We start from the raw sequence: 21,655 nt of genomic DNA on the forward strand, positions 1-21,655 counted from the left end.
GCTCCGCTCATGACGTGGCGCCGATCATGCGCTCGACGTACTTGGCGATGACGTCGGCCTCGAGGTTGACCGGCTCCCCGACGGCCTTGCGGCCCAGCGTGGTGAGCTCCAGCGTGGTGGGGATCAGGCTGACCGAGAAGCTGTCGTCGCCGGCGTCCACGACGGTCAGGCTGATCCCGTCGACGGTGATCGAGCCCTTCTCGACGAGGTAGCGGCCCAGTCCCCCGGGCAGCGAGATCCGCACGATCTCCCAGTTCTCGCCGGGCTCGCGGGCGATGATCGTGCCGACGCCGTCGACATGGCCCTGGACGAGATGGCCGCCGAGACGGTCGCTCAGTCGTACGGGACGTTCGAGGTTCACCGGCGAGCCGGGCTCCAGGGCGCCGAGGCTGGAGCGCTCGAGGGTCTCGCGCATGACGTCGGCGGTGAAGGCGTCGGCCTTCAGATCCATGACGGTCAGGCAGACGCCGTTGACCGCGATGGACGCGCCGTGGGCGGCGTCCTGGGTGACCAGCGGGCCGCGGATGGTCAGCCTGGCCGAGTCCGTGGCGGGCTCGATCGCCACGATCTCGCCGAGTTCTTCGATGATGCCGGTGAACACCCGGGCCTCCTATGACATGAAGGCTCCGGGGTGCGGCAAACCACGCCCCCTGCGCAGGGGCGTACCGCGCGCTGCCTCCCATCCGGACTTTGACCGTCGGTCCCGGAGTTCCACCGGGTCAACCGGCCGATGGCTTCGGCCGGGTCGCGGACTATCACCGCCGGTTCGGATTTTCACCGACCCCGGAGCACGCGTTGACTCATTGAGTAACCAGTGTGCCATGTCCGGCATTCCTCTCCACATGTGAGGATGCCCACGACCACATTTGGCCAACCAAGCGCTCGCTCGGTTTACTCTGTCCCGGCCGCTCCGGAGGCCGGTGGCGCGATCACCGGGGCGCGGCGGCCCGTTCGGCCTGGGCGCGCAGGTTGCGGACGGCCTCGGCCGGGTCGTCCGCGCCGAACACGGCGTTGCCGGCCACGAAGACGTCCGCCCCCGCCTCGACGCACCGCTCGATGGTCTCGGTGCCGACCCCGCCGTCGACCTGCAGCCAGACCGCCAGGTCCCGGCCGTCGATCAGCCGCCGGGCCCGCCGGATCTTGGGCAGCACGACGTCCAGGAACCGCTGCCCGCCGAAGCCCGGCTCGACCGTCATCAGCAGCAGCATGTCGATCTCGCCGAGCAGGTCGTCGACGTGCTCCACCTCGGTGGCCGGGTTGACGCCGAGCCCGGCGCGCGCACCGGCCGCCCGGATCGCGCGCAGCGTACGGATCGGGGCCTTGGCGGCCTCGGCGTGGATGGTGACGCTGCCCGCCCCGGCCTCCGCGTACTGCGGGGCCCAGCGGTCCGGGTCCTCGATCATCAGATGGCAGTCGAGCGGCAGCGCGCTGTGCTTGAGCAGCGCCTCCACCACCGGCAGCCCGATGGTCAGGTTGGGCACGAAGTGGTTGTCCATCACGTCGACGTGCACCCAGTCGGCGGTGCCGGAGATGAGCGCGACGTCGTCGGCGAGCCGGGCGAAGTCGGCGGACAGGATGCTGGGTGAGATCTGAAGGGCCATGGTGCTCCGAGTTTAGGAGGGGTACGGGCCCCGCGTCTCACCCGACCGGGTGATCGGCCGGGGGTGATCGGCGGCCCTCCGCCCGGCCAGTCCCGTCCGCACGAACAGCTCCGGCGCGCCCGCCGCCACCCACAGGCCGAGCACCGCGTTCGCCACGAAGATCACCGGCACGGCCCGGCCCGCGAGCAGCCCGGCCCACCAGAGCACCGCGGCCCCCGCCAGGCCGACCGGCAGCCGGGCCAGCCGGAGCCGGAGCGCTCCCCCGGCGTCGAACCATCCGCGGTGCGCCAGCCAGGAGACGCCCGACAGCCCGCCGAACAGCACGCCCGCCGCGGCCGCCCCCTCCCGCAGGGACAGGAGCTTGACCGCCCCGCCGGTGGCGCCGATCGCCCGGGTCCAGGCGTCCGGGATCCGCCAGCCGCGCAGCTCCCCGACGGCCAGCTCCGTCGCGGCCAGGAAGAGCAGCGCGACCAGCAGCGCCACCGCGGCCTGCAGCCACAGCGGGCGGCGCTCCCACCAGGGCACCACGACCGGCTCGATCCGCAGCGCGGCCATCAGCAGCACGGCGCCGACCGCCCAGCCCGCCGCGACCTGCCCCAGGGAGTGCACGTGCAGCGGGACGCGCGACAGCCCGATCAGCGCGACGGCCGTCACGACGACCACCGAGATCGCCCGGCGCCCGATCGCCGCCCGGGTCCGGCCGTACAGCCACACCCCGACGAAGCCCCAGGCCACGACGGCGTTCTGCGCGTGCCCCGAGGGCATCCCGAACGAGGCCTGGTTCTCGTGCTCGGTGAGCCCGGAGGTCCAGTACGGCCGGGGATCGTGGAAGACCACCTTGAGCAGGCCGTTGATGACCCCGCTGAGGGTGAGCAGGATCATCGCGCGGGCCCCGAGCCGCGGATCGGCGCACCAGTACACGGCCACCAGCAGCGGCACGTAGAAGGCCGCGCTGCCGATGAACGACATGGCGTGCCAGAACCCCGTCACGATGTGGTTCTCTCCCCCGAGCGATCATGTACCCCGGTCTCCGAGATTACCGATCGGGGACCACCCGCCCCACATCCGTCCGAGCCCCCGCCGGGGGCCCACCGAGGAGGACCCTGCCGATGCCCGACCAGGACCAGACCGGCTCCCGACCGCCCGAGACCGCCGCCGGCGACGACCCGCGCGCGCACATCGGGGACCTGCTCAGCGGCGCGTGGAAGTTCAGCGCCCTGCACGCCTTCGTCGACCTGAGGTGCGCCGATCATCTGGAGGACGGGCCGCTGACCGTCGGGGAGCTGGCCGTCCGCTGCCAGGCCGACCCGGGCGCGCTCGCCCGGCTGATGCGCACCGCCGCCGCCCTCCGGCTGGTGACGACGGTAGCGCCCGCGACGTACGCCCTCGCCGAGGCCGGGACGCTGCTCCGCGCGAACGGCGTGGACTCCATGCGCCCGGGCGTCGTCGTGATGGGCGAGCCGGTCTCGTGGGAGGCGATGGGCGCGCTGGCCGGCACCGTCCGGACCGGCCGGTCACCGATCGCCGCCGCGCACGGCTCCCTGTACGAGTACTACCGGCACCGCCCCGCGCTCCTGCGCGCCTTCGAGGAGTGGATGACCACCAGGTCGCGGGCGTTCGCCGACGGCCTGGCCGCCGTGCACGACTTCACCGGGGTCCGCACCGTCGCCGACATCGGCGGGGGCAACGGCACCGTCCTGGCGGCCGTGCTGGAGGCCCATCCGGAGACGACCGGGCTCCTGTTCGAGCTGGACCACGTGCTGCCCGGCGCGAAGGAGTACCTGACCGCGCGGGGGGTGGTGGAGCGCTGCGACCTGGTCGCCGGTGACTTCTTCACCGCGGTGCCCGCGGGCGCCGACGCCTACCTGCTGGCCAACGTGGTCCACAACTGGGACGACGAGGACGCCCTGCGGATCCTGCGCGCCGTCCGGGCCGCCATGACCGGCCGGAGCCGGGCCCTGTTCCTGGACTACCTGCTGCCCGACGACGACCGGCCGCACTTCGGCAAGTTCCTGGACATGCGGATGCTCGCGCTGTTCGGCGGCGGCCGGGAACGGACCCGCTCGGAGTACCTGGCGCTGCTGGACCGTGCCGGGCTGCGCGCCGACCTCGTCACCGATCTGCCCGCCGGAGCCGGGCTGATCCAGGCCTCGCGGCTGCCGGACTGAGCGGGCCGGCCCCGGCCGGCGGGCCGGGGCCGGGGCGGGCCGCGCGGCTCACTCCGCGGCGGCGCCGAGCATGCGGAGGGTCAGGTGGGCGCAGAGGGCACCGATCTCCTCGGGGGTGCGCGGCCCCTCGGGGCGGTACCACCGGGCGACGTCGATGCCCAGCGACATCACCGCGCGGGCGGTCCCCGGCACGTCGGCGACGTCGAACTCGCCGGCCGCCACGCCGTCGCGCACCTCGTCCAGGAACAGGCGGGCCGTGCGGCGCCGGAGCGCCGCCGCCTGCTCGAAGTGCTCCGGCGGCAGCTCGGCGAGCTCGTGCTGGATGACCCGGGCCGCCTTGTGGTGCCGGGCGTGCCAGCGGGCGAAGGCGTACGCCAGCGCCCGCATCCGCCGCGGACGCGCCCGTACGCCGTCGACGGCGTCCAGGAGGGCCGCCAGGACCGACTCGTGGACGATCATGGTGATCTGGAAGAGCAGCTCCGCCTTGGTCCTGTAGTGGACGTACAGGGCCGCGGGGCTCATGCCCGCGCCCGCCGCGATGTGCCGGGTCGAGGTGCCGTGGTAGCCCAGCTCCGCGAAGGAGTCGACGGCGGCGATCAGCAGCCGCCGCGGCGCCCCGGCGGGCACGGTGTCCCACATCCCGGCGGCCGGTTCGGTACGGTCCACGTCGGCATCCTAAGCGGCCGCTCAGTAAACTGCGCGCCAGGAACCTCGATTTGGGAGACAAGAGCATGCGCCGGAGAGTCTTCGACAGCGACCATCACCTGTTCCGCGAGTCCGTCCGGCAGTTCGTGGAGCGGACCCTCCTGCCCGTCGACGAGCGGACCCGTGATGAGCGATCGCTCAGCCGGGAGGTCTGGCTGGAGGCCGGCCGCCAGGGTCTCCTGGGCATGCAGGTTCCCGAGGAGTACGGCGGCCAGGACGCCGGCGACTTCCGCTTCAACGCCGTGATCGGTGAGGAGCTCGCCGCGGTCGCCGCGGCCTACAACTCGATGTTCGCCATCCACATCGACGTGTGCGCGCCGTACCTGCTGGAGCTGGCCACCGAGGAGGCGAAGAAGCGCTGGCTGCCCGGCTTCTGCACCGGCGAGATCCTCACCGCCATCGCGATGACCGAGCCGTCGGGCGGCTCCGACCTGGCGGCGCTCAAGACCACCGCCGTACGGGACGGCGACGCCTGGGTGCTCGACGGTTCCAAGACCTTCATCACCAACGGGGGCTCCGCGGACCTGGTCATCGTCGCCGCCAAGACCGACCCGGAGAAGGGCGCGAAGGGCATCACCCTGTTCGGCGTCGAGGCCGGCATGCCGGGCTTCGCCCGGGGCACCAAGCTGGACAAGGTCGGCCAGCCCGAGGCCGACACCTCCGAGCTGTTCTTCACCGGCGTCCGGGTCCCCGCCGAGAACGTCATCGGCGAGCTCGGCCGGGGCTTCGTGCACATGATGGAACGGCTCCCCCAGGAGCGGCTCAGCGTGGCGATCTGCAACCTGGCGCACGCCCGGGCCGTGCTGGAGGAGACGATCGCCTACGTCAAGGAGCGCAAGGCGTTCGGGCAGCCTATCGGCGCCTTCCAGCACAACAAGTTCCTGGTCGCCGAGCTGATCACCGAGCTGGACGTGGCGCAGGCCCACGTCGACGCCTGCCTCGCCGCCCACCTCGACCGCGAACTCGACGCGGTCGACGCGGCCAAGGCCAAGTGGTGGAGCGCCGACGTCCAGAACCGCGTGATCGACGGCTGTGTCCAGCTGTTCGGCGGCTACGGCTACATGCGCGAGTACCGTGTCGCCCGGGCCTGGATGGACGCCCGGGTCACCCGTATCTGGGCGGGCTCCAACGAAATCATGAAGGAGATCATCGGCCGCTCCGCCGGCCTGTGACCCACCTATGGCGCGCCGGAGCAGACCGGCCACGAGCAACCTGATGAACAGTTCATGCGATCTGGCTCTGGACACCACTGGATTCCGTGTCTACCAGCGGGGCTGAACGCGCCGGGCAACAATTCCCGGCCACAGAGAAGGGCACAGTGGTCGAATCGCAATGAAAGCCGCGGCTCACGGTCAGGATTGCTATCGTTGCCGCCCGGAGGATTTCTGATCTTCAGCTGCGGGCGGGGACAGACCGCGACGGCCACGGACGGCCGGGCCGGTCCATCACGCCTGAACCGCCGCAGTCGGCCGACCGTACATTCGGGTACGGGGTCGACGCCGCCGATCTGCCTGCCTGACATCGGCCGGCATTCGCGGCATTGACAACATCACCAGGCTTCGCAGGGGAAGGTCCTTCGCAGTGTCGTTCTTCACGCGCTCTCGGCGGCTACCGGATCAGGGACGGACGGCCGTGGAGGACGATCTGACGACGGACGGCCGCGGCCCCGGGACGGGCGGCGAAGCCCCGGCCGACGAGAGTGGCTCCGGGGCGGGCGGCCCCGCCGCCGGCGGCCGGAAGAAGCGCCCCGTCGCGGCGCGGGCGGCGACCACGCTGGCCTTCCTGTTCGTGCTGTTCGCCCTCATCGCCCCGAACGACATCTCCCGTTTCGCGCCGGGGACGATCGTGCGCATCCCGGTGGAGGGGCTCGTCGGCGTCGCCCTCGTGCTCGTCCTGCCGGCCAGGCCGAGGCGGGTGGTGGCGGTGGTCGCCGGAGTGGCCCTCGGCCTGCTCACCATCGTGAAGATCATCGACATGGGGTTCTTCGCGACGCTCGCCCGGCCGTTCGACCCGATGCTCGACTGGACCTTCTTCGCGGCCGGCGAGGAGTATCTCTCCACGTCGGTCGGCCGGGCCGGCGCGATCGGCACCGTGGTCGCGGTGGTGCTCCTCGTCGTCGCCGTGCTCGTCCTCATGACGCGCTCGGTCCTGCGCCTGAGCCGCCTCGTGGTCCGGCACGACACCGCCGCGACCCGCGCCGTCGCGGTGCTCGGGGTCGCCTGGGTCGCCTGCGCCGTCCTCGGCGCGGAGATCGTCCCGGGCCTGCCGGTCGCCGCCGACAGTGCGGCCGCCCTCGCCTACGACCATGCCAATCAGGTGCGCGCGGACCTGCACGATCAGAAGGCGTTCGCCGCGGAGGCCGCCGTCGACGCCTTCCGTGACACCCCCGGCAAGGATCTGCTGACCGGCCTGCGCGGCAAGGACGTCCTCCTCGCCTTCGTCGAGAGCTACGGCCGCGACGCCGTCGAGGATCCGCAGTTCGCCTCGCAGGTCGGTGCGGTGCTCGACGACGGGACCCGGCGGCTGCGCGCCGCGGGATTCGCCTCCCGCAGCGCCTTCCTCACCTCGCCGACGTCGGGCGGCGGGAGCTGGCTGGCCCACGGCACCCTGCTCTCCGGCCTGTGGATCAACAACCAGCAGCGTTACGGCAAACTCATCAAGAGCGACCGCCTGACCCTCGACGGCGCCTTCCAGCGCGCGAGCTGGCGGACGGTCGCCGTCATGCCGGGCAACACCCGCGACTGGCCCGAGGCGAAGTTCTACGGCCAGGACAAGATCTACGACGCCCGCAACCTCGGATACCGCGGAGCGCCCTTCAACTGGGGCACCCCGCCCGACCAGTACACCCTCTCGGCCTTCCACCGGGCCGAGCGCGCGGCGCCCGGCCACGCCCCGGTCATGGCGGAGATCCCCCTGGTCTCCAGCCACTCCCCCTGGGCGCCCACCCCCCGGCTCATCGGCTGGAACGACGTCGGTGACGGCACGGCCTTCAACCCCATCGCCGCGGCGGGCGAGCGGCCGGAGGCCGTGTGGCGCGACCCCGGCCGGGTACGCGCCGCGTACCGGGGCTCCATCGAGTACTCGCTGAACAGCCTGATCTCCTACGTGGAGACCTACGGTGGCAAGGATCTGGTGCTCGTCTTCCTCGGCGACCACCAGCCCATCCCGCTCGTCACCGGGACGGGCGCCGGCCGCGACGTGCCGATCACGATCGTCGCCCACGACCAGGCCGTCCTGGACCGGATCTCCGGCTGGGGCTGGCAGGACGGCCTCAAGCCCGGCCCCAACGCCCCGGTCTGGCGGATGAACGCCTTCCGCGACCGGTTCCTCACCGCCTTCGGCCCGCAGGCCAAGCCCGCTCCCCCACCGGCCCACCCCGCCCGCTGACCTGGCCGCCTCGGCTCAAGCCGTGGGCGTCGAGTCGTCGTGCGGGTGAGTTGAACCCGGACGGGAATCGACGCGTCGAATGGTTTCGGGTCGTGTGTTCACGATGGTGTGGCCGCGCAGGGTGACTCGGTCGAGGCGGAACGGCTCTACCGAGAAATCCTCCCCGTAGAAGAACGGGTACTGGGCAGCGAACACCCGCACACCCTGATCACCCGGGAGGAGTTGGCCCGGATCGTCGCTGGGCGGGGTGATGCGCAATGACGATCGCGACGCGGCCCCCCGCCGTGCACACGCGATCAGGCGCGGTCGTGGGCTCCGGTCTTGATGGCGGTGAGAAGGGCGCGCCAGCCGTCACGGTCGAAGGCCAGTACGGCTCTGTCCGGGTGCTTGGAGTCGCGCACGGCCACCAGCCGCTCCGCCCTGGCCACCTCGACACAACTGCCTTCGTCGGCGCCGCTGTGGCTGCTCTTCCGCCAGGCCTCGGCGACCTCCACGCAGTTCCCTTCGTTGCCGCCACTGCGGGTGCTCTTGCGCCATACGGCGGCGACCTCGACGCAGCTTCCCTCATTGGCGCCGCTGCGGGTGCTCTTGCGCCATACGGCACCGGTCAGCTCGGGGGTGTTCATGCCTTCGACGCTAACTCCTCGATCAGTTCTCGTGAATGGGTTGGATCCAGCGAAGCGGCGAGCAGCAGCTCGAAGATCTCCTCATGGGAGGCGACCTCGTCCTCGTCCTCCACGAACAGGCTGCTGGAGAACTGCTCGACCACAGAGACGGTGAGCCGCCCCGGCGGGCGGAGAACGAACAGGTCGTATGGCCCGGCCAGGCAGAGGTAGGAGCCTGCACTGGCCGGGAGCACGCGCAGCTCCACATGGTCCAATCGGGCCGCCTCCGCTAACTTCCGGAGCTGGGCTCGCATCAGCGGCGGGTCACCGACCTGGTTGCTCAGCGCCGCCTCCCCGATGATCGGCTGGTAGCGCGGCGGGTCAGGGCGGGCCAGCACCCGTTGCCGGGCCAGCCGAAAGTCGACCAGTGCCCTGGTGTTCCGTACCGCGCTGGCCGATCCGACCGTCTCGAACAGAGTCCGGGCATAGGCGGGCAACTGGAGCAGGCCCGGCACGATGCTCGGCTGGAAGGTGCGGATCAGGGCCGCATCCCCTTCCAGGCTGGCCAGGTCGAGGGCTGCGGCGGAGATCCGGCCCTCATAGGACCGGCCCCAGTTCCCGCCCGGGGTGTGATGGGCCAGGTGGAGCAGGGATTCTCGGAGGGTCGGATCGGTGGCGCCGTAGAAGTCGAGCAGGTCGGCCAGCTCCTGCGGATCGACCGGGTGCAGGCCGTTCTCCAGGGTGCTGAGCCAGCTCTTGGACCGGCCGTACCGCCGGGCGGCGGTGCCGACGGTCATGCCGGTCGCCTCGCGGGCCTTGCGCAGCGCCGACCCGATCCGGCGGAGGCGGACGGAGGGCTTGGTCCCGGAAGGCATGACCCCACGCTGTCACGCTCCGTACCGGCTCGTATCGAAAACGTCATCGGGAGAACGTTCTCCCCGTGAACGTTCGGCCGGGCCGGAGCCGGGATGCGGCGAGCGGATCGCCAGGCGAACGTGGTGGCCGACGCCGAGAAGAAGGGGGAGCCGCCGGTGACGATCACCGAGACCCGATACGCGCTGCTGGCCCGGCTGGCCTGGGAACTGCGGGCCGCCGGTACGACCACGCACCTGACTCTCCCCGCCTCCGGAGAGCCCATGCTGTGGGTGGTCGAGGGCCCCGACCGCAGGGATGCCGTCGTGGCGACGCAGTACCTGAACCGGTGGGTGCTGCTGTGGCGGGGAACGGAACTGGACGCCGACCACCTGCCCCGGATGGCGCAGGCCATCGTCGCGGCGGTGTCCGCGTGACGCCGGATGGGCTGGTCGTCCTCGGCACGGTCACGCTGCCGGGCACGCTGCGTTCGGTCGCGTACGCGCGGTCCTTCCTGCGGGACCTGCTGCCACCCGGCGACCCGGCGCTCGACGACGTGGTCCTGGTCGGCAGCGAGACCGTCTGTAACGCCATCACGCACACCGCCTCGGGGCAGCCGGGCGGCACGGTGACGGTCGGCCTGGCCGGGGGCTGCGGGGTGTACCGGCTGGAGGTGGCCGACGAGGGATCGGGCGGGGCCCGGCCCCTCCCCCGGCCCGGAGGCGGCCCCGAGGACGGGGCAAGGCCCGGAACCGCTTCCGGCGGCCGGCCCGAGACCTGGCCCGAAGACGGGGCCGAGAGCGGGCGCGGCCTGCGGATCGTACGGGCACTGTCGCTGCGCTGGGGCTTCCACGAGGACGGCGACCGGACGATCGTCTGGGCCGAGTTCCCCGCCCCCACCGCGCCATGAACCAGACGGACCGGGTTTCGACTTCGACCGGCCGCCCCGAGCCGAAGCCCACCGCCGGGCCTGCCTGAGCGCCTTCACCGGCGCCGGGGCCTACCGGGTGAGCTCCTCCACGAGGATGTCGGCCAGCACCACGTGCTCCAGGCGCAGGAACCCGTCGCGGTGCAACCGGTGCAGCCGGTACTCACCGGCATGCGCGTCCAGGCGGAACTCGCGGACCTCCTCGACCTCGTACTTGGTGTCCATGACGACCACCAGGTAGAGCGGGATACCGGCCAGGGCGTACTGCGACTTCTTGTCCAGCAGGTCTTCCTTGGCCGTGGAGGGCGACGACACCTCGACCACGATCAGCGCGTCCGCCGCCTCGGGCTTCGCGCCCCTCTCGTCGAGACACCGATAGACGACCACATCGGGACGCCGGAAAGTGAATTTGGGGATGCGCCAGAGCACGACATCGACGTCCGTCTCCACCCGGATGCACGGCTCCGTGGACGGTGCCGCCTCCAGCGCCCCGGCAAGCCGGCGGGCGACCCTGTTGTGCTCGGGAACCGGTGACTCGCAGACGATCACATGACCGTGCACGACCTCGATGGCGCGGGCGGACTCCTCGGGCAGCCGGCGATACTGCTCCTCCGTCATCTCATGTGGAAGATGATCGAACGACTGAGTCGACATGTTCCGAGCCTACCGAGCCGGGCCCGGATCTCAGTGCCGAGTTCACCGTGGCGGCGACCCGCGTTTCACGGCTCCTTGGGCCTGCGGCGGGGCAGCCGCATGGTGAGGAGCTTGGCGCGCGGGGCGACCCGGGCGGCCATGCCGAACAGCGCCTCGGTCCGGGTGCGGTCGGCGTCCAGATGGGTGAACATGTTGACGCCCAGGTAGAAGGTGATCGCCGCGTACGCGAGGTCGCGCGGCGGCATGAGCTTGGCCAGCGGCGACCCTCCGATGACGCGGTCCAGGGTCTGCTCGACGAAGTCGATCCAGGGCTCGGCCCGGACCACGATCTCCTCCCTCAGCTCGGGGCGGGCGATGCTGGCGCCCACCAGCTCCGTGAACAGCGTGATGTGGCCGCCCTCGACGTCCGTCCGGTAGATCGTGGTCGCCACCTCGACCAGATCCTCCAGGGTCCTCGCCCCGGCGACGACCTTCCGGTGGGCGGCCATCCGCTGCTCGGCGGAGCGGTCGAGCGCGGCCAGCAGCAGGGGATCGACGCCGCCGAAGTGATAGAAGATCAGCGCTGAGTTGCACCCCGCCGCCTTGGCGATGGTGCGCGCGCTGGTGCCCACGTATCCCTCGGTGCGCAGGGTGTGCGCGGCCGCCTCGATGATGCGGTCCTTGGTCTCGGCGCTGTTCTGCTTGCTCACGATCCTCTGTCCCGGGTTGACAGCCCTACCCTGGTTCATCATACGGTTTAATCGGTTGATTAAACCGATCGGTTAAAGCATGTGATGAACGAGGTGACCCCCCATGGTCGTTCCCGACCCCCGGCGGCAGCGGGCCGCCAGGCGCACTCTCCTCGGCGTCGTCGCGGCGCTGTTCGCCGCGATGCTCACCTGCAAGATCCTCAAAGCCGGGCATCTCGAGCAGACCGCACTGTTCTACGTCGGGATCCCCGCGCTCATCGCCCTCACCGTCGTGGCGACCGCCCGGCCGCGCAGCACTCTCGGCACGATCATGGCCACCATCACGGTGGGGCTCGCGCTGGCCGGGCCACTGCTCGACGAGGGCGTCGTCTGCCTGGTCGTCGCGGCCCCGCTGTTCTACCTGTGCGGCGCGATCGTGGGCGTGATCGCCGACTGGGGCCGCCGGAGCAGGGGCATGCAGGCGTTGCTGATCGTCCCGTTGCTGTTCAGCGCCGAGGGCACGGTGACCTCACTTCCTCGCGGGGGCGAGGTGACGGTCACCCGGGTCGCACCGACCGGGACCGATCTGGACCGGGCGCTGGCATCTCCGCCGGTGTTCGGGCCGGTCCGGTCCCGGCTGCTGCGGCTGAAGTTCCCGCGGCCGGTGCGGGCCGGTGGCGCCGGCCTTGACCCCGGCGCCACCCGGCACATCGACTTCACCCCGCGCAGGTCACTCGGCCTCGGGGCCCGCCCGACGGCCCGCTCGATGGACCTCACGGTCGTCCGCCACACCCCCGGCCGCCTGGTCTTCGCGATCACGAGGGACACCACGCTGGCGCGCTGGCTCGAGCTCACCGAGGCCGAGTTCCGCTGGCAGGGGACGCGGCTGGCCGTGACCCTCCGGTACCGCCGGACCTTCGACCCCGCCTGGTACTTCGGCCCGGTCCAGCGGTACGGCATGCGGGAGGCCGCGGCCTACCTGGCCGAGACGTTCACCGGAAGCACCGGGCCGTGATCGATCCGGCGGTGGTCCGCGGTGTCGGGCTGTTCGGTCCCGTCCTCGTCGCCGCGGCGATTCTCCGGCACCGGCCGCCCGGGCAGCGGGAGATCGCCGCCCTGATCCTCGGCGTCGGCTGGAACGTGACGGCGCTGGCCGGGGTCAACGCTCTCGCCCTCCGCGCCGGGTGGTGGTCCTTCGCAGCAGAGGGCGGTGTGGTAGCGGGGGTGCCGGTCGACCTGCTGCTCGGCTGGGCGGTCCTGTGGGGCGGCCTCGGGGTGCTGGCACTGCGCCGGCTGCCGCCGCCCCTGGTCGCGGGCCTCGCCGTCTGGCTCGACCTCGCGGTGATGCCGCAGGGCGAGCCGGTCCTGCGGCTGGGCGACTCCTGGCTGACCGGGGAGGCGGTCGCGGCCGTCGCCGCCCTGGTGCCCGGGCTGCTGCTGGCCCGGTGGACGATCAACGGCCGCCGTCTCACGGCGCGGGTGACGCTGCAGGGCGTGCTGTCGGTGGGCCTCATGGTCGCCCTGCCGGTCGCCTTGAGCCGGGTGCCCGCACGCCCCGGCTGGGCGCTCGGCCTGGTGGCCCAGCTCATGATCGTGCCCATGGCGCTGGTCGCCGCCGCGGTCGGGGAGTTCGCGCGGGCCGGCCGGGGCACCCCGCTGCCGTACGATCCGCCGGTCCGCCTGGTGACGACCGGTCCGTACGCCTTCATCCGCAACCCGATGCAGACCGGGATGACGGCCACGTACCTGCTGCTGGGCCTGCTCGATCCGCGCTTCCTTCTCGGTGCCGTCGTGGCCGTGGCCTACGGCGCGGGCCTCGCGGCCTGGCACGAGGACGTGCAGCTACGGGACCTGTACGGCCCGGCGTGGACGGGCTACCGGTCGGCGGTCCGGCCCTGGCTGCCCCGGGCGCGCCCGTACGCGGGGATGCCGGCGGCCGTCGTCTGGATCGCGGGCGGCTGCGATCGGTGCAGCCCGGTCGCCGGCTGGATCGTCAGGAGGGCCCCGGTCGCCCTGACCGTCCGCGCCGCCGAGGAGCACCCGGCGGGCCTGCGCCGGATGACCTACGAGCGGGCCGACGGGGTCGGCGCCGACGGCGTCGCCGCCTGGGCGCACGCGGCCGGGCATCTGCACCTCGGCTGGGCCTTGCTCGGCTGGACGCTGCTGCTCCCGGGCCTCGGCCGCTTCGCCCAGCTGTGCGCGGACGCCTTCGGCGCGGGCCCGGCGGCCGACGGGCGGGTGTCCCCGCCACCACCGCTCACGGGGTGAGCACCACCGGCAGTCGCGTCAGGCGAAGAGCTCTTCGGCTGTGTCGATGGTGGCCGCGCTCTGCACCCACCGATCGAGCTGGTCGAGGTCGGTGCAGGAGGTGATCCGGTCGCGGGCTTCGTCGGAGACCTCGATGCCCCGGGCAGCCAGGAAGAGCAGCACCGATCGGGCCTCACCCTCGGCCTTGCCCATGGCGATGTGCTCAAGGGCGAAATCGCTCTTCCACTCATAGGTGTCGAGTTTCATGATCTCCTCCCTAGGTCTCAGACCCCAGGCTGACCTGGTCGTGGTCGGGCACTTTGATCCCGAACACCGCGTGCAGGAGTGCGGGGGCGAGTTGCGGCTGGTTGCGGAAGAACTCCAGCGGCGCCTCATGATCCATCGACGGCATGCATGCAACTAATAGTAATTCATCATATTCACTCAGTGAACGCCGGAAGTGGGGCGGCTGCCGGTCAGGTGCGCTGGAGCAGTGCGAGGAACATCGCGTCGGTGCCGTGCACGTGCGGCCAGAACTGGGCGTACGGCCCGTCGCCGAGCCCCGCCAGGCCCGGTGCGATGCCGGCCAGCGTCGCGGGCGCGTCCAGCCGCCGCACGTCCGTGCGGCCCTTCAGCACGTCGTCGACCACGACCCGGGTCTCGGCCAGGTGCGGCGAGCAGGTGACGTAGGCCACCACGCCGCCGGGGCGCACGGACTGCAGGGCGATGGACAGCAGGCGGCGCTGCAGCGGCCCCAGCTCGGCCACCGTCTCCGGGGTCCGCCGCCAGCGGGCCTCCGGGCGGCGGCGCAGCGCGCCCAGGCCGGTGCAGGGCACGTCCACCAGGACCCGATCGAAGGTGCCCGGCCGCCAGGCGGGGGCGGTGCCGTCGGCGACGACGATCGCGGTCCGGGCGTCCACCATGCGCTCGATGAGCTGGGCGCGGTGCGGCTGCACGTCGCAGGCGAGCAGCCGGGCGTCCCGGCCGGCCGCCAGCGCAGAGAGCAGCCCGGCCTTGCCGCCGGGGCCCGCGCACAGGTCCAGCCAGCGCCCGTCGTGCCGGCCCTCGACCGGCGTGGCGGTCAGGGCCTGGGCGACCAGCTGGCTGGCCTCGTCCTGCACGGCCGCGCGCCCGTCCCGTACGGCCTCCAGCGCCGCCGGGTCGCCCTCGGGCAGATACGCGGCGTACGGGCCGTACAGCGCGGGCTCGGCCCCGCCCGCCAGCAGTTCGTCGACCGTGGCGCGGCCCGGCCGGGCGACCAGGGTGACCCGCGGGCGGTCGTTGTCGGCGGCCAGCAGGTCCTCGACCTGGGCCGGGCCGACCGCGTCGCGCAGCGCGGAGACGATCCAGCGCGGATGGCTGTAGGTCACCGAGAGCCGGCCGAGCTCGTCGGCCGGCGCGACGATGGCGATCCAGGCCGCCAGGTCTCGGCCGGCCACCTTGCGCAGCACGGCGTTGGCGAACTTGGCCTGCCCCGGGCCCGACACCGAGCGGGCCAGGTCGACCGCGGTGGCCACCGCCGCGTGCGGCGGGATCCGGGTGTTCAGCAGCTGGTGGGTGCCGAGCCGCAGCACGTCCAGCAGCGGCGCGTCGATGCGGTGCGGCGGCCGGTCGCTGCACATCGCCAGGATCGCGTCGTAGGTGCCGCGGCCGCGCAGTGTGCCGTAGGTCAGCTCGGTGGCGAGGGCGGCGTCCCGGCCGGTGAGGCCGCGCTCGCGCAGCCGGTTGGGCAGCAGCAGGTTGGCGTAGGCGTCGCGGGTGTCCACGGCGCGCAGCACGTCGAAGGCGGTGCGGCGGACGAGGTCCTGGGGCCGGCCGGTCTGCCGCGGGCCACCGGGCCTGCGGTTGTCGCCGGAGCCGGAGCGGGTTCGGGAGCGGGCTGCCGCCATCAGAGGAGCCTGTCCTCGGTGGTGAGGCGGATGCCGCGGGCCCAGTCCAGCGCGGACATGGCCTTCTTGCCCTGGGGCTGGACCTCGCCGAGGGCGACGGGATGGGTGCCGGTGCCCACGTGGACCTCGCGTTTGCCGGTGCGCAGTTCGCCGGGCGCCAGCGGCTCCGCGCCGTTGGCGAGCCGGACCGGGCCGAGCTTGAGCCGCTCGCCGCGGAACGTCGTCCAGGAGCCGGGCGCGGGGGTGCAGGCCCGGATCAGCCGGTCGACGCGCAGCGCCGGGGCGGTCCAGTCGACCTGGGCGATCTCGGGGGTCAGCTTGGGAGCGTGCGACACGCCCTCGGCGGACTGCGGGCGGGGGCGCAGCACGCCGTCGGCGATGCCGTCCATCGTGTCGACGAGCAGCTTGGCGCCCGCGTGCGAGAGCCGCCCGAGGAGGTCGCCGGTGGTGTCGGTGGGCCGGATCGGCTCGGTGAGCAGGCCGTACACCGGGCCGGTGTCGAGGCCCTCCTCGATCTCGAAGGTGGCCGCGCCGGTGATCTCGTCGCCGTGCAGGATGGCGTGCTGGACGGGGGCCGCGCCGCGCCAGGCCGGCAGCAGCGAGAAGTGCAGGTTGACCCAGCCGTGCCGCGGGATGTCGAGCGCGGCGCGCGGCAGCAGGCCGCCGTAGGCCACCACCGGGCAGCAGTCGGGGGCGATCTCGCGGAGCCGGTCGAGGAACTCCGGGTCGCGCGGCCGGGCCGGTTTGAGCGCCTCGATGCCCGCCTCGGCGGCCCGCTCGGCGACCGGGCTGGCGACCAGGTGACGGCCGCGCCCGGCGGGGGCGTCGGGGCGGGTGAGGACCGCGACGACCTCGTGCGCGGAGGCCAGCAGCGCCTCCAGCGCGGGAACCGAGGTCTGCGGGGTGCCGGCGAAGACCAGCCGCACTAGAGGGCCCTGCCGAACGTCTGGTGCGGGGACTCCCTGATCACCGGGACCGGGTCGCCGAACCACTCGGCCTCCCGGACGGCCTTCATCGCCAGCTTGCGCTGCTCGGGGTCCATCCGGTCGAGGAACAGGATGCCGTCGAGGTGGTCGGTCTCGTGCTGGACGCAGCGGGCCAGCAGGTCGGTGCCCTCGAGTGTGATCGGCTCACCGTGCATGTTGAAGCCCTTGGCGACCGCGCGGACGGCCCGCGGGGTGGGGAAGGCCAGGCCGGGCAGCGACAGGCAGCCCTCGTCGTCGGTCTCCTGCTCCTCGGAGAGGTCCAGGGTGGGGTTGACCACATGGCCGAGGCGGTCGTCGACGTAGTAGGTGAAGACCCGCAGGCCCACGCCCAGCTGAGGGGCGGCCAGACCCGCGCCGGGGGCGTCGATCATGGTGTCGGTGAGGTCCTTGACGAGGTTGCGCAGCTCCTTGTCGAAGTCGCGCACCGGGTCCGCCGGCGTGCGCAGCACGGGGTCGCCGAAAAGACGGATGGGCTTGACGGCCAAGGGGTGACTCCGTTTCCCGCGATCGAGCGTTCGTCCGTGACTGTCGGAGGAACACGGCCCATTCTACGGAGGTTCAGGCCCCTTCCTGCGCGGACCTGGCCTTGAAGGCGGCCTTGCGGGCCGCCTTGGCCAGCGTCTTGTCCGGGTGGTGGTCGCCGAGGGCCTCGAGCACCTGGGTGACATTCGGGTGGTCGATCCGCCACATCTCCTTGACCATGCCGAACAGGTCGACCTCGGCGGGGACGTCGGCGAGCGAGGCCGCGATGGCCTCGGCCGGCGGTGCGGTCTCCAGCAGCCCGGCCACCATGTCGATGAAGATCCACATCATCTCGGCGGGGGCCATGTCGGTGGTGTCGTCACCGTGCTCGTGCAGCCACAGGGTGGCGTACGGGCGGGTCAGCGGGTTGGCGAGCGCCTGGCGCAGCACCGGCGCGGCGGCCATGTCCACGTGGTGCAGCACGGCGGCGGCCAGGTGCCGGGTGCCGGGGGTGCCGGCCTGCATGAGCTCGATCAGCTCGGTGGCGGCCGCGATCGGCTCGCGCCGCTCCAGCCACAGGTCGATCTCCTCGTCGGCGGTGTCCTCGCCGTGCCAGGCCAGGCCCTCGATGAGCGCGTCGGCCGGGCCCTGCGCGAGGTCGCCCACGAGCGGGGCGGTGTAGCCGTCGGCGATCAGCAGCTCACGGACCCCCCACACCCCCAGAGGGGTGAGCTCGTAGCCCTCCTGGTCGCCCGCGACGACCCCCCACTCGGTGAGGTCGCCGAGCTCCAGCTCGAGGGCGTACTCGGCGGCGCCCTCCAGCGGGTCGTTCTCCCCGACCTCGTAGAGCTGCAGGATGTGCTCGGCCAGCGCCCCCGCCAGCTCCTCCAGGGTGGAGGCCCGCTCCTGCTCGTAGAGGTGCAGCAGGACGCCGGGCAGCTCGTTCTGCACGACCTCGTACGGCGTCAGCTGGTCGTCCTCCTCGGGGTCGAGCGTGGTGACGTCGTCGAACATCCGCAGCCAGAGGTCCAGCACCTCCTCGTCGCCGCCGTCGAGGGCGGCCTGCCCGGCACCCGGGGCTGCCGTGCCGTCCGCACCGGTGACCAGCTCGACCTCCAGGGCCGCCCACCACAGCCGGGCGATCTCGGGAATGTCCTCGTCGCGCCGGCGCGGGGTGGGCAGCCCGAGGGCCTCGGCGGCCGCGGCGGCGTCGGCCGGCGCCAGCTCCTCGTCCTTGGTCAGCGGGCGGCCGATCGCCCAGTCCACGAGCTCGCGTACGTCGGTGAGCAGGCGCGACTCCCGGGCCGCCGCGGCCAGCTCGGCGCGCGGCGCGAGGCGCACCGGCGGGACGGTGCTGTCCTCCTCCTGGTCGCTGAGGTAGGGCAGCGTGCGGGCGTTGCGCTCCTGCTCGGGCAGCGCCTCGAACTCCCGGACCCAGCGCTCCATGGCCTTCTCGTCGGTCAGGTCGACGCCGTCGGCCCGCATCATCCGGGCGAGCACCTCGAAGGCCGCCTCCTGGTCGGCGGCGTCGTTCTCGGCGATGATCTCGGTGAACTCCGGCTCCAGCCGCTTCAGCTCGGCGCGCAGGATCTCCGGCCGCCCGGGCGGCAGCGCACCGGTCTCGGCGAGGAAGTCGACCAGCGCCCCGGCCGTCGCCAGCACCGCCGGGACGTCGTCGGGATTGGCGACGACCGCGTCGGGGAACTCCTCGAGCAGCAGGCTGCGCAGCTGCTCGGAGCCGAGCTCCCCGGCCCCGGAGAGCCCCAGCCCCTCCTGGGCGAGCTCCAGCAGCAGCTCCGCACCGGCGAGGTCGAGCTCGCCCTCTCGCTTTCCCGCCCATTCCGTCAGTTCGCGGACGGTCGTCTTCACCCAGTCGTCGGCCACACGGAAAACCCTAGTACCGCCGACGCCGTCGTCAGGCGCACGCCGTCCTCAGATGAGCTCCAGCGGATCGAGCTGGACCCGTACCGTCTCCGCGGTCTTGCGGGCGCTGCGCACCCCCTGGGCCGACTTGAGCGCCCGGGCGAGGGCCGCTCCGGCGGGCAGGGCCACCCGCACGAGCGCCCTCTCCTGGGTGTCGCCGTCCCGGTCCGGCACCGGGACCGGCCCCAGGATCTCGGCCCCGTCCGGCAGCGGGACGGCCGCCAGCAGTTCGCGTACGGCCGCGGGGGTGCCGGTCAGCGAGGCCATCCGCACCGCCGGGGGAAAGCCGAGCTCACGCCGCTCGGCGAGCTGGCGTTCCGCCATGGTGACCGGGTCCCACCGGATCAGGGCCTGCACCGGCGGCAGGCCCCCGTCGGCCAGCACGACGACGTGCCCGCCCGCGCGGACCAGGGCGGCGGCGTTCATCCATCGCCGCAGCGCCTCCTCGTCGGCGCGCAGATCCGGCCGGCCGAGCAGCGCCCAGCCGTCGAGCAGCAGCGCCGCCGCGTAACCGCCGGCGGCCACCGGCTCGGCGCCCGGCGTGGCGACCACCAGGGCCCGGTCCTGGCCGACCTCGGCCAGGATCCCGTCCCGTCCGGAGGTGCGGACGCTGACCCCGGGGAAGGCCCTGCCGAGCTCCTCCGCGGTACGGCCCGCGCCGACCACGACCGCGCGGACCTGGATGCCGCCGCACTCGGGGCAGCGCCAGTCCCCCGCGATCCGGCCGCACCACCGGCAGTACGGGACCGCGTGCGACGAGCGCATCGCCAGCGGGCCGGAGCACTCGGCGCAGCGGGCCGGGCCCCGGCATCGCCCGCAGGCGAGCGCGGGCAGGTATCCCCGCCGGGGCACCTGCACCAGGACCGGGCCGTGCTCCAGGGCCTGCCTGGCGGTACGGAACGCCAGGGCGGGCAGCCGGGCCGTCCTGGCCATCTCGTCGCGGGCCAGCTCCAGGTCGTCACCGGCCGGCCTGATCCGCGGCATGGTCCGGCGCAGCTCCTGCCGCCCGGGGACCAGCGGATGCGCCCAGCCGGTCTCCACGAACCGGCTGGCGTCGGTCGTCCTGGTGAACCCGCCGACGAGCGCGCCCGCCCCGGCCCGGTGCGCGCGCAGGGCCAGCACCTCCCGCGCGTGCGGATAGGGGGCGTGCGGCTCGGCGTGCACGTCGTCCCCGTCGTCCCAGAGCACCACCAGGCCCAGGTCGCGCACGGGCGCGAACATCGCCGCCCGGGTGCCGACGACCGCCCGCACCTGCCCCCTGCGCACCGCGAGCCACCGGCGGTACCGCTCCGCCGGCCCCAGCTCCGCCGTCAGCGCGACGTGCAGGGGCGCACCGGCCCCGGCCGGGGCCTCGGGGGGCCCGGCCACCGGAGGCCCGGCCTCCTGGCGTGCGGCGCCGGGAGAGGGCGTTTCCGTGGCCGCGGGCTCCCCGGAAGCCGCCCCGGCGGGTGCCTCCTCCGCCGGACCCTCCTCGGATGGGCCCGCCTCCGATGAGCCCGCCTCCGCGGGACCCGCCCGCGGAAGTCCGCTCTCCGGAGGGACGGCTCCCGGCGTGGCGGCCTCGGCGGGGACCGCCTCAGCGGTGACGACCTGGGGGACGGCGGCCTCGGGAACGGCCTCGGGGACGGCGGCCTCGGGGACGGCGGCGAGCTCCGCGGCGAGGGCGGCGTCCACCCGGGCGACGTCCCGGCCGTCGGCCACCACGACGAGCGCCCCGCGCCCGCCCGCCAGCGTGGCCCGTACGGCCCGGGCGACGGCGGCCGGCCAGTCCGGGCCCGGCATGGCGGTCCACACCGCGCGCGGCGCCTTGCCGGCCGCCAGGGCCGCCAGGAAGGAGGGCCCCGCCGGGTAGTCCGCCCACGGGCCCGGCTCGGGCGGCGAGACCGTCGCCGGGCGGGCGGGGGGCGCCGGGCGGGCCTCGGCGCGGGCGTGCCGGGGCGGCACGGCGAGCCGCAGGACGTCGGCGAGGGTGCCCGCGTAGCGGTCGGCGACCTCACGGGCCAGGGCGGCGACCTCGGGGGCCAGCACGGGCTCGGGCGAGGTGACCCGCTCCAGGAACGACAACCTCCCGCCGTGGTCGCTCTCCTCGGCGCGCTCCAGCAGGAACCCGTCGACGAGCTGCCCGGCGAACCGGATGCGCACCCGGCAGCCCGGCACGGCCGCTTCGTCCAGGGTCGTGGGGACCAGGTAGTCGAAGGGGCGGTCAAGGTGCGGCAGGGACATGTCCACGGCCACCCGTGCCACCGGAAGCCGCTCCGCGGCCTGCCGGGCGCCCTTGGCCCCCTTGCCGGGAGCGGCGCCCTTGGCCCCCTTGCCCGGGGCGGCGGGCCTCCCGGCGGCGCCGCGCTCGGCGGCCGCGCCCTTGCCCGCCCCGCCGGGCGCGGTCCGGACGGGCGTGCCGGCGGCCCGCACGGGGAGGTCGTCCATCCCCGGCAGGAGCTCCATCTCAGCGCCGCCGTCGGTCATCTCCCCTTCCTAACAGAAGCGCCGGACGGAACCGTACGACCGGGTGCCCCGCCATGACCCCGTGTAACCGGAAATGCCGCCGGGTAGGGAGGACTCCGGGGGCTTCATGATCTT

General features: G+C 73.4%; 22 protein-coding genes and 1 riboswitch. Of the genes, 7 read left to right on the forward strand and 15 right to left on the reverse strand.

The features are described from left to right. Nucleotides 1-7 precede the first annotated feature (7 nt). The 3 genes from ACRYCC_RS28795 to ACRYCC_RS28805 all read right to left on the reverse strand — a co-directional run bounded on the left by ACRYCC_RS28795 (nucleotide 8) and on the right by ACRYCC_RS28805 (nucleotide 2,591). The gene (locus ACRYCC_RS28795; protein ID WP_433816851.1) at nucleotides 8-601 is read right to left on the reverse strand and encodes a riboflavin synthase; all 594 of its coding nucleotides are present in this window, start codon (nucleotides 599-601) and stop codon (nucleotides 8-10) included. A 64-nt stretch (nucleotides 602-665) separates the two neighbouring features. Then, nucleotides 666-796: riboswitch (FMN riboswitch) on the reverse strand. Between the two features lie 133 nt (nucleotides 797-929). Beyond that, nucleotides 930-1,601, reverse strand: coding sequence for a ribulose-phosphate 3-epimerase (rpe, locus tag ACRYCC_RS28800; RefSeq protein WP_433816852.1), 672 nt, complete (start codon nucleotides 1,599-1,601; stop codon nucleotides 930-932). Nucleotides 1,602-1,613: 12 nt separating this feature from the next. Beyond that, on the reverse strand, nucleotides 1,614-2,591 hold the full coding sequence (locus ACRYCC_RS28805; RefSeq protein WP_433816853.1) for a phosphatase PAP2 family protein: 978 nt from the start codon (nucleotides 2,589-2,591) through the stop codon (nucleotides 1,614-1,616). Between the two features lie 119 nt (nucleotides 2,592-2,710). Between ACRYCC_RS28805 and ACRYCC_RS28810 the strand changes: the two genes are divergently transcribed. Next, a complete protein-coding gene (locus ACRYCC_RS28810) occupies nucleotides 2,711-3,769 on the forward strand; it encodes a methyltransferase (protein ID WP_433816854.1) in 1,059 nt (352 codons plus the stop codon). A gap of 48 nt (nucleotides 3,770-3,817) precedes the next feature. Here ACRYCC_RS28810 and ACRYCC_RS28815 read toward each other — a convergent pair whose 3' ends face one another. Continuing rightward, nucleotides 3,818-4,435 (reverse strand): TetR/AcrR family transcriptional regulator, encoded by a 618-nt coding sequence (locus ACRYCC_RS28815; RefSeq protein WP_433816855.1) that lies wholly within the window; start codon nucleotides 4,433-4,435, stop codon nucleotides 3,818-3,820. 65 nt (nucleotides 4,436-4,500) lie between these two features. Between ACRYCC_RS28815 and ACRYCC_RS28820 the strand changes: the two genes are divergently transcribed. Together ACRYCC_RS28820 and ACRYCC_RS28825 are read left to right on the forward strand one after the other, a co-directional pair. Beyond that, a complete protein-coding gene (locus tag ACRYCC_RS28820; RefSeq protein ID WP_433816856.1) occupies nucleotides 4,501-5,646 on the forward strand; it encodes an acyl-CoA dehydrogenase family protein in 1,146 nt (381 codons plus the stop codon). A gap of 460 nt (nucleotides 5,647-6,106) precedes the next feature. Then, nucleotides 6,107-7,861, forward strand: a complete 1,755-nt coding sequence (locus ACRYCC_RS28825; protein WP_433816857.1) for an alkaline phosphatase family protein — start codon at nucleotides 6,107-6,109, stop codon at nucleotides 7,859-7,861. 296 nt (nucleotides 7,862-8,157) lie between these two features. On the opposite strand, the gene ACRYCC_RS28830 is transcribed toward ACRYCC_RS28825, so the two are convergent. Next, the gene (locus tag ACRYCC_RS28830; protein WP_433816858.1) at nucleotides 8,158-8,487 is read right to left on the reverse strand and encodes a DUF397 domain-containing protein; all 330 of its coding nucleotides are present in this window, start codon (nucleotides 8,485-8,487) and stop codon (nucleotides 8,158-8,160) included. Further along, nucleotides 8,484-9,341: a helix-turn-helix domain-containing protein gene (locus tag ACRYCC_RS28835; protein WP_433816859.1), complete on the reverse strand. Its 858-nt coding sequence runs from the start codon at nucleotides 9,339-9,341 to the stop codon at nucleotides 8,484-8,486. The genes ACRYCC_RS28830 and ACRYCC_RS28835 overlap by 4 nt, the downstream gene beginning before the upstream one ends. Before the next feature lie 93 nt (nucleotides 9,342-9,434). On the opposite strand from ACRYCC_RS28835, the gene ACRYCC_RS28840 reads away from it, so the two are divergent. Together ACRYCC_RS28840 and ACRYCC_RS28845 are read left to right on the forward strand one after the other, a co-directional pair. Beyond that, nucleotides 9,435-9,755, forward strand: coding sequence for a hypothetical protein (locus tag ACRYCC_RS28840; protein ID WP_433816860.1), 321 nt, complete (start codon nucleotides 9,435-9,437; stop codon nucleotides 9,753-9,755). Continuing rightward, complete coding sequence (locus ACRYCC_RS28845) at nucleotides 9,752-10,228, forward strand: ATP-binding protein (protein WP_433816861.1); 477 nt, start codon at nucleotides 9,752-9,754, stop codon at nucleotides 10,226-10,228. The genes ACRYCC_RS28840 and ACRYCC_RS28845 overlap by 4 nt, the downstream gene beginning before the upstream one ends. 90 nt (nucleotides 10,229-10,318) lie before the next feature. On the opposite strand, the gene ACRYCC_RS28850 is transcribed toward ACRYCC_RS28845, so the two are convergent. Next, a complete protein-coding gene (locus ACRYCC_RS28850) occupies nucleotides 10,319-10,900 on the reverse strand; it encodes a Uma2 family endonuclease (RefSeq protein WP_433816862.1) in 582 nt (193 codons plus the stop codon). A 65-nt stretch (nucleotides 10,901-10,965) separates the two neighbouring features. Further along, nucleotides 10,966-11,589 (reverse strand): TetR/AcrR family transcriptional regulator, encoded by a 624-nt coding sequence (locus ACRYCC_RS28855; protein WP_433816863.1) that lies wholly within the window; start codon nucleotides 11,587-11,589, stop codon nucleotides 10,966-10,968. Between the two features lie 103 nt (nucleotides 11,590-11,692). Here ACRYCC_RS28855 and ACRYCC_RS28860 point away from each other — a divergent pair, with 103 nt between their 5' ends. Then, nucleotides 11,693-12,583: a hypothetical protein gene (locus ACRYCC_RS28860; protein ID WP_433816864.1), complete on the forward strand. Its 891-nt coding sequence runs from the start codon at nucleotides 11,693-11,695 to the stop codon at nucleotides 12,581-12,583. Beyond that, entirely contained in the window at nucleotides 12,580-13,836 is a 1,257-nt protein-coding gene (locus tag ACRYCC_RS28865) for a methyltransferase family protein (RefSeq protein WP_433816865.1), read from the forward strand. Before ACRYCC_RS28860 ends, ACRYCC_RS28865 begins: the two co-directional genes overlap by 4 nt. Nucleotides 13,837-13,854: 18 nt before the next feature. Here the strand turns inward: ACRYCC_RS28865 and ACRYCC_RS28870 are convergent, their stop codons facing one another. From ACRYCC_RS28870 to ACRYCC_RS28900, 7 genes are all read right to left on the reverse strand, one after another. Next, nucleotides 13,855-14,082 (reverse strand): hypothetical protein, encoded by a 228-nt coding sequence (locus ACRYCC_RS28870; RefSeq protein WP_433816866.1) that lies wholly within the window; start codon nucleotides 14,080-14,082, stop codon nucleotides 13,855-13,857. 10 nt (nucleotides 14,083-14,092) lie between these two features. Next, nucleotides 14,093-14,227 carry a hypothetical protein gene (locus tag ACRYCC_RS28875; RefSeq protein ID WP_433816867.1) on the reverse strand — a complete coding sequence of 45 codons (135 nt, stop codon included), beginning with the start codon at nucleotides 14,225-14,227 and terminating at the stop codon, nucleotides 14,093-14,095. 64 nt (nucleotides 14,228-14,291) lie between these two features. Further along, nucleotides 14,292-15,704 carry an RsmB/NOP family class I SAM-dependent RNA methyltransferase gene (locus ACRYCC_RS28880; RefSeq protein WP_433816868.1) on the reverse strand — a complete coding sequence of 471 codons (1,413 nt, stop codon included), beginning with the start codon at nucleotides 15,702-15,704 and terminating at the stop codon, nucleotides 14,292-14,294. Next, on the reverse strand, nucleotides 15,704-16,630 hold the full coding sequence (gene fmt / locus ACRYCC_RS28885; RefSeq protein WP_433816869.1) for a methionyl-tRNA formyltransferase: 927 nt from the start codon (nucleotides 16,628-16,630) through the stop codon (nucleotides 15,704-15,706). The genes ACRYCC_RS28880 and fmt overlap by 1 nt, the downstream gene beginning before the upstream one ends. Further along, nucleotides 16,630-17,175 (reverse strand): peptide deformylase, encoded by a 546-nt coding sequence (gene def, locus ACRYCC_RS28890; RefSeq protein WP_433816870.1) that lies wholly within the window; start codon nucleotides 17,173-17,175, stop codon nucleotides 16,630-16,632. The genes fmt and def overlap by 1 nt, the downstream gene beginning before the upstream one ends. A 73-nt stretch (nucleotides 17,176-17,248) precedes the next feature. Next, entirely contained in the window at nucleotides 17,249-19,036 is a 1,788-nt protein-coding gene (locus ACRYCC_RS28895; RefSeq protein WP_433816871.1) for a hypothetical protein, read from the reverse strand. A 48-nt stretch (nucleotides 19,037-19,084) separates the two neighbouring features. Then, nucleotides 19,085-21,541, reverse strand: a complete 2,457-nt coding sequence (locus tag ACRYCC_RS28900) for a primosomal protein N' (protein WP_433816872.1) — start codon at nucleotides 21,539-21,541, stop codon at nucleotides 19,085-19,087. Between the last annotated feature and the right edge of the window lie 114 nt (nucleotides 21,542-21,655).

Origin of the sequence: Actinomadura scrupuli (genome assembly GCF_050971785.1) — a bacterium.
GTDB lineage: Bacteria > Actinomycetota > Actinomycetes > Streptosporangiales > Streptosporangiaceae > Actinomadura_E > Actinomadura_E scrupuli.